At 45.3% G+C, this 7182-nt stretch carries 13 protein-coding genes; all 13 read left to right on the forward strand.

All coding sequences use genetic code 11. The features are described 5' to 3' along the window. Positions 1-176: 176 nt before the first annotated feature. Entirely contained in the window at positions 177-362 is a 186-nt protein-coding gene (locus JCM10914_RS27890) for a hypothetical protein (protein ID WP_023967505.1), read from the forward strand. Between the two features lie 32 nt (positions 363-394). Next, positions 395-1270, forward strand: coding sequence for a hypothetical protein (locus tag JCM10914_RS27895; RefSeq protein WP_036720549.1), 876 nt, complete (start codon positions 395-397; stop codon positions 1268-1270). Between the two features lie 134 nt (positions 1271-1404). Next, positions 1405-1653: a hypothetical protein gene (locus JCM10914_RS27900; protein ID WP_023967507.1), complete on the forward strand. Its 249-nt coding sequence runs from the start codon at positions 1405-1407 to the stop codon at positions 1651-1653. A 79-nt stretch (positions 1654-1732) separates the two neighbouring features. Continuing rightward, complete coding sequence (locus JCM10914_RS29120) at positions 1733-1873, forward strand: hypothetical protein (protein WP_156332334.1); 141 nt, start codon at positions 1733-1735, stop codon at positions 1871-1873. Beyond that, the gene (locus JCM10914_RS27905; RefSeq protein ID WP_023967508.1) at positions 1870-2364 is read left to right on the forward strand and encodes a zonular occludens toxin domain-containing protein; all 495 of its coding nucleotides are present in this window, start codon (positions 1870-1872) and stop codon (positions 2362-2364) included. Before JCM10914_RS29120 ends, JCM10914_RS27905 begins: the two co-directional genes overlap by 4 nt. 32 nt (positions 2365-2396) lie before the next feature. Beyond that, positions 2397-2675: a hypothetical protein gene (locus JCM10914_RS27910; RefSeq protein ID WP_023967509.1), complete on the forward strand. Its 279-nt coding sequence runs from the start codon at positions 2397-2399 to the stop codon at positions 2673-2675. 134 nt (positions 2676-2809) lie between these two features. Beyond that, entirely contained in the window at positions 2810-3031 is a 222-nt protein-coding gene (locus JCM10914_RS27915; protein ID WP_023967510.1) for a hypothetical protein, read from the forward strand. A 23-nt stretch (positions 3032-3054) separates the two neighbouring features. After that, complete coding sequence (locus JCM10914_RS27920) at positions 3055-3261, forward strand: hypothetical protein (RefSeq protein ID WP_036720553.1); 207 nt, start codon at positions 3055-3057, stop codon at positions 3259-3261. A gap of 495 nt (positions 3262-3756) precedes the next feature. Further along, a complete protein-coding gene (locus tag JCM10914_RS29125; RefSeq protein WP_231638776.1) occupies positions 3757-4317 on the forward strand; it encodes a protein rep in 561 nt (186 codons plus the stop codon). Next, positions 4314-4649: a hypothetical protein gene (locus JCM10914_RS27930; protein ID WP_023967513.1), complete on the forward strand. Its 336-nt coding sequence runs from the start codon at positions 4314-4316 to the stop codon at positions 4647-4649. The genes JCM10914_RS29125 and JCM10914_RS27930 overlap by 4 nt, the downstream gene beginning before the upstream one ends. 402 nt (positions 4650-5051) lie before the next feature. Further along, positions 5052-5300: a hypothetical protein gene (locus JCM10914_RS27935; protein ID WP_036720555.1), complete on the forward strand. Its 249-nt coding sequence runs from the start codon at positions 5052-5054 to the stop codon at positions 5298-5300. Next, the gene (locus JCM10914_RS27940; RefSeq protein WP_023967514.1) at positions 5293-5556 is read left to right on the forward strand and encodes a hypothetical protein; all 264 of its coding nucleotides are present in this window, start codon (positions 5293-5295) and stop codon (positions 5554-5556) included. Before JCM10914_RS27935 ends, JCM10914_RS27940 begins: the two co-directional genes overlap by 8 nt. Before the next feature lie 251 nt (positions 5557-5807). Beyond that, on the forward strand, positions 5808-7154 hold the full coding sequence (locus JCM10914_RS27945) for a fibronectin type III domain-containing protein (protein ID WP_148300285.1): 1347 nt from the start codon (positions 5808-5810) through the stop codon (positions 7152-7154). The last annotated feature ends 28 nt before the right edge of the window (positions 7155-7182 follow it).

Raw genomic sequence — 7182 nt, forward strand, 5'->3', positions numbered from 1 at the left:
ATTGTGACCTGTAACCCCATTCGGATGACCGGGAGCAGGTAAATGAGGAAGGGAAGTGATTCCTCGCATATGAGATGTAACAAAATGCGTTCGCTATTAGGATTTTTTAACATAGTGAAAAAACACAAAATAAAAACACCATTTCAACAATGGTATTTCAGGAGGTTAACTATTCAATGACATTTACAGATCCAACAATGCCTAGTACGCAATCGCTGTTCCAGAAGATGGTCGACATGTTCGGTACAGCGGGTACGATTGGGGTAGCAATTATCGGTGGTGCGGTTGCACTCGGTATTCTCGTAATTCTTGCAAGATGGGGCTGGATACTGCTCAAAGGATGGCTTTCACGTTCCAAATAATGAGCAATATCCAGTCAAGGCGGAGAGTGTTAGTGGCACTCTTCGTCTTTTTACTATTAACGCCATTAAGTAGTCTTGTTGATGCATCAGCCCCGACACCATCACTGAGACTGCTGACAACCGACTGGCGTACAGGCGAACTCGAAATCGCTTATGAGAACGCAATTTCAGGATACACGATTGAAGTATATGCCGCAACACACGATAGCGCAGGTAGCTATCAGAAAATAGATAGTTTTACGGCTTCTGGATCATCAGGCAGTCACATCACCAGTTTCTTAGAAAACGGTCAGAGCATCTGGTTTTACATTGCGCTGATCGGTCCGGACGGAAGCCGAATCTCACGGTCCAACACGCAAAAACAAACGCCACCGATCACGGCGTTTATCATCAATTGGCCCGATATGCTCAAAGACCTGGATGCGATGATCAACAATGCACTAATTAATGCCCTGAAACCCTCCCAGCAGGCCCAAGACGACCTCAAGAACGCGCTAGACGGTCTCAAGGATGCCATAGGGGGCAATTCAGCCAATAACGCTGGCAAGGGCCTACAGGATGCTGTAGACAACGCACAAGGCGGCATGCGTCCTCCTATCGTGCGTGATGACGGTAGAGGTACATATGATGGCGGTAACACAGGCGGTAAATTGCCGCAGGACCCAACAACAGGCGATGGCGGGCTGGTCTATCCAAACCCGGATTCAGGTACACCCACGGAACTCACTATGTGTCTGCCTTACGGGGTGGATATGCAAGGGAAACTGCTTAAGGCGTGCATCTTCACGGCCGAGCAAATGGAGAAAATGAAATGGCTCGATGTGCTTCGGCAATTGTGCGGCGCGACGATCTGGATCATGTTCGCAATCTATTTGATTCAGCGATTCACCCCACAACTCAAGGTGTAATGTTCGGGTTTTGGTTCGAAAACAACGCAGCTGCGGATCCAGCAGCCGCATCATTTTGGATCAAATTCCGAACGATCGATTAGAACCGGCTTTGGATCCGGATGCCAAAATCCGAACGATAGGAGATTATCCCAATGGATTTCATACTCAACGCAGTGACGGGCATGATCAACACAATGTCGGTCGTGCTCGGGAGTTGGAGTTTTACCCGAAACCTCGGGCAAGATATGGCACTCATCGTTCCGTATCTGCAGAAAGCAAATATGCTCTTGCCAGTATCTGAATTTTTCGCGGTGCTGTCCTTATGGATCGGCCTGCAACTTGTACTGGCGGCTTACTACTGGATCACAAGAGCAATCAATTTACTAAGGGGTGCAGGCTAATGTTAGCGGTAGCTTTATTCATATTAGGTTGTTTTGTCGGCTGGAAATTAGGACGGAGATATCAGGATTTCCAAGACTCATGCTTGCGCGGCGTGTCGCTAAGATCGTAGATCAGCGTGATCGCTTCGCCAAGGAACAAGGCGAATATGAGAAATGGGAACGGCAGGACGAGCGAATCCGGAAAGCAAACGATAATCTTCGTGAGGAGCTGGGATCATGATTGAAGCATTTTGTGGATTACCGGGTGCAGGCAAGACGTATCTCATGACCAGAATGGCGATGAAAAAAATGAAAAAGGGGCATCGAGTCTATGCAAATTTTCCTCTTAAGGGTGCAATCCGTTATACCCAAATCGAAGAACTCTTTGATATCAAGCGGCAACCGGGGGAAAAACGTTCCCCTGTCATCCTTATCGATGAAGCTGGACTTATTGCCCCTGCCGGGTCGTGGAAAGCCATACCATTCGAGGTTATGGCCCACTGGCGGCAACATCGACATGCAGGGGTGAATATTTGGTATACCGCGCAAGACTTGCGAGATGTGGCCGTTCCTCTTCGGCGCGTCACGCAATTTGTGAATTACGTAAGTAAGTTCGGCCCGATTATCAAGTGGCGTACCATCAACCGAGCAACAAAGGCAAATACGGGTCAGGTTTCACGTGGTTTGATAAGACGGTCGCGGAACAATACGATTCCTTTGCCGAGAACGTAGAACGGCAAAATTATCTGAAGGGAGTCTAATGCATGCTGGATAAAATTTTTCACGTGGTCAACGGTGTGACCCAGCTAGATGAAAAATCACTGATGGAGATCACCGACGAACAATTTTTGAAATTGGTAGCCTTGCAGATCGGCGAGGTGCCGATTTCAAAAATGAGATTAACAGGCACCAGGAATGATGCCTTTATGTTCTTCCGGGCGCAGGATATAGACTACAGTTTTGCTTATGATCGAAAACAATTGCTATTTCAACGTTTAGAGCGTGGGAATTGGCATTTCATAGTGGGGTGGATGCATGTTTAGCGACATTTTTGATTTTCTCTATGTTTTACTCGCAATTTCTTTGGAATTAATTTCATAGATTCACTTGTAATATGTGGTTACTTATATTATACTAATAATATGAGTAACCATAAATTATTGGAGGCGAATATTTTATGAAATACAGTGTAATTGCAGAGGAAAAGCTGGGATATGAAATTGCTGAAAAAAGTTGTACTGGTGAAGAGTTTGCGGTAATAACAGCCGAAGAATTTGCAAAGAAATATGCTGATGCAAATGTATATATTCGTTTCTATCATAAGTCAAAAGGTCAGGTAGGTTACCTAAATCAAGACGGAAATCACGATATTACAGGTAAACCATGGGTCTTTGAATAAAACGAATATTAGGAGGTTGTGAGATGCAAACAAAGCGCAGGGTGGGTAGGCCAGCAATGGGGGTCAACAAACAAATTAAGTTGACCCTTCCAGAAGAAGATTGGATTGAGATTGAAAAGATGATAGCGAACGGAGAGGTTGACGGATATTCCGGTTATTTCAGGCAGCTACATCAGAATAAAAACCGTGAAGAAGAAAAAGCGGTGGTTGATAAATGGAGAAGTTTATAAGGAGTTGTTGAGTATGCTGCCAGTTTTAATTAAAGTTTCTGTTTTCATGATCATCTTAATCTTAATTTCAATAGCTTCTATATTTACATTCCATAAGATTTACAGTTTGTTGCGAAGCAAGGAAAGTTGAGTAGCTGCCAATAGCGAGACGGCAGTCCGCGGCGGCAGCTACTCAACTTTGGGGGAAAGGGTGATAGGATGGCACAGCGCGGCGCGTTAGCGGCGCCCTTGGTAATAACTACGAAATTGCCGTCACCCTGTTTTGAGCAAATGGATGGTCCGAGGGAGAAAACGGGAGAATTAAGGGTATTACCCCGAAAAAATGAACCTTCGACCTTAGACGAGCGTTTTATACGGTATCAGATGCAATCAGCGAGTAAATACATACTACCGAATAATCGTGTTGGGATTTGCTTAAGGCATCAGGTCGACAAATACGGCGGCGTAGACTTATATAAGCACAGGGCAACGCAGAAGGCCTTTTACGGCGGTTTGATGGTGTGTGGGAGTGTATGGGTATGTCCGGTGTGTGCGAGCAAGATTTCGGAGCGTAGGCGTTCTGAACTCAAGACAGCATTCAAAGGTCATTTGGATACTGGAGGACACTGTACAATGGTTACATTGACGTTCTCACACTCTGCACGAGATAAGCTAGATGAATTATTGTTGGCACTTGGTAAGTCTGTAAATAAATTTCGTAGCGGCAAGCGTTACAACAATTTTCGAAAAGAGATTGGTCTGATCGGGAGCATCCGAGCCTTTGAAATTACGTACGGCCAGAATGGTTGGCATCCTCATATTCACTTGTTACTTATGCATCAGTATGAGATTGACCCATGGGATTGGGTTGAAATGGAGGACAAACTGTATAGTATGTGGTCAGGCGCATGTGCCGCAAACGGATTAGATACTAGCCGGGAACATGGACTGAAAATGCATGATGCGGCCGAAGCGAGCACGTACATAGGCAAGTGGGGCGACTTGATGGACAAGCGTTGGGGCACTGATAGCGAGATGACCAAGCCAACATCAAGAAGGGCCGTGAAGGTAGCATGACCCCATTTGATTTTCTTCGGGCAATCGTTGAAGATGGCGATCTGCAATACGAAAGTAAATTCAAGGAATATGCCTTGGCAACCAAGGGTAAGCAACAATTGGTTTGGAGTCCCGGCCTTAAGGATCGGTACCTGATCGATGATAAGAGTGACGAGGAAGTAGCAACCGAAAAAGTAGAGGAAGCAGATCTGCTCGGGGTGCTGGATTGGAAGGATTGGCAATACATTGTGCGTAATGATCTTAGATACAAATTGTTAAAAGAAGTAGAGGAAAATGGATATGAAATCGGACTTTATAACATCGGTATAAAAAACAAAAAGCCCACCGAATGATGGACTCTTAACAATCCCATAGCCGACGGGATTTACTAAATGATATTATAACGTAAAAAGGCTTAAAATGATACGGGTGGAAAATAGCATTTTTTGTAGGCTACCTAACCGAAGGTAGCCTTTTTCATTGCCTCTTTCCTCGGGAAAGGAGGTGCTTGAGTTATTCCAAGACCCCGTTTACCAGAACACCTAAGAAGAGAAAAATTTGGTATTAGATTACCCAAATGGATGATTGATGAAATTGATAAGCAAGGAAGTAGGTCCGACGTAATAGAAAAGGCTATGCTTTTATACCTAAAAAATGCTAAAGAATCAGGAAAAAAGTGCTAGACAAAATTCTTTATTTTTTTTATACTGTTTCCGGGACCCAAATACTTGTTCTTATAAAAAGGAGTGAATTTAGTGATAGTGACAGTTGAGGGAGTTATCACCAGCAAAGAATTAAAAACCAAGGATACTGACAAAGGGCCAGTATTGTCTACGGAATTACTCTTAGCCCAGCCTGGTGAAAAGATGCAAACCGCCGTGAGACTCCAAGGCGACAAAAGAGAACTCTATGACATCTACGAAAAAAATGATTTTACGGGACAGCTTATTGCATGGCCTAGCCGCGATGGTGTCGGCATGATGGTCATGGTACGCGATGAATGATGATCTTCTCCGGGAGATACGTGACCTTGCGGTCGACAATCTTACCGTCAATCAGGATAACGGTACAGCAATAGGTTACCTAAATGACGAGATCACGAATGTACATAATACGGTCAATCACCTCTCCGATCAGGTGGACATTCTGAACCATTCGCTCTACGTAACAAATCAATATCTCATGTGGTCCGTAATTTGCTTAATGCTTATGACGGCTCTAGCCATGTTCACGGTCGGCTACAAAATTACGAGGAAGTGATTATATCGATTTTGTTTTTACGATGATAGGAATTTCCTTCGTTCTCGCGTTGTTCGATCTGGCTAGGCGTTGGTTATTTCAATCATCAGACCTCGACGATCCGGGAGGAATGGATTAATGGATGCCTTCTTCTCCGTATTGCTCTTATTCTTTTTTGCAGGTGTCGTATCTGGCTTACTGAGGTTCATGACCAAATGAAAGGAGGTGAAGGTACGAGAAAGCTATTTATATGTCTATGTACAGCAGTTGTCATGATGATCAGCATGTTTCCGGTGGGGAACGCCTTTGCGGCCCAGACCAATTGGTTCGGTTCCATTGATCAGTATAGAAGCGGTCAATTGTCTGAATCGAAAACCGAGTGGTGGGACAACGACGAAACAACGGGGATGCCACTTACTACTGCTGGTGGAATACTTTTTACACCACTTCTTGAGATTTCAGAAATTCGTATTATCTCATCGGCACCAGTACGTGTAAGGTTTTTTACTGGCAATACTCCTAACTATGTGCAACTTGGAGAACTAACGACGCAAGGTACTGGCCAATTAGAAACCTATTCTGTTGATTACAAAGATGTCAGGTTGATTCGTCCGAATTTACCGCCGGGTGGTAAGGCAGGAATTTTGTACGAATTTGAAGCTTATGTGAAACAGCCGCCAGACCAAACACCGCCAGAAGTACCAACTGGATTATCCGGGAACATCGTCGGTACCGATGCAGTCTTAACATGGTTTCCGGTCCCGGATTCGGACTTAGACAAATATTTTGTCTATGTCGATGGAGTCAAAGTATTGGAAACCAAAAGCACAACGGCTACGATCCCGATGGCTAAGGAAGGTGTCAAATACACTTATCAGGTCTCAGCAATAGACTTTGCTCGAAATGAGTCGGCAAGATCATCCTCGGTTGTCCTAGAAAGGAAACCGCCAGACACGACACCGCCAGCGGTGCCAACGGGTTTGGTCGGAACCGGAGCCGATAAACAAGCAATGCTCAAATGGAATGCCAATACGGAATCAGATTTGGCGGGCTATGTGATTTACCAAGATGACCGGGAGATACATAGAACGACTTCGATATCGGCATCGGTGACGGGTCTGACCAACGGCAGGACCTACCAATTTGCATTGGCGGCTTATGACACATCGGGCAATGTCTCCGCAAAATCTAATGCCGTATCGGTTGTGCCATCGGACAAAATCGATGTGAACCTGATCCCGAATATGGATTCGATCATTGTACAGATCATTTCCGGGACAAGCCCCTTTGAAGTCGATTGGGGCAGTGGAAATGACACGTTCAACGCAAGCCAGTATACGATTACAGGACTAACCGCCAACACCGATTACACCGTCACAATCACGGATGCGCAAGGCAGGATATGGTCGGCCACCATCAACACAGGTGACAAGAAGGGATTCATACCGCCGACGTTTCCAAGTCCGCAAGATTTGTTCCAACGCATGCTGAATGTATTTGGCACGGCTGGAACGATTGCGGTAGCGATTATAGGCGGCGCGGTTGCGCTGGGTATCCTCTGTGTACTCGCAATGTGGGCATGGCGCTTACTCAAACGTTGGCTGGCAAAGAGCAAATAGTGATGTAGGGGTATGGGGATATATCCCC

Source organism: Paenibacillus sp. JCM 10914, assembly GCF_001315105.1.
GTDB lineage: Bacteria > Bacillota > Bacilli > Paenibacillales > Paenibacillaceae > Paenibacillus_AQ.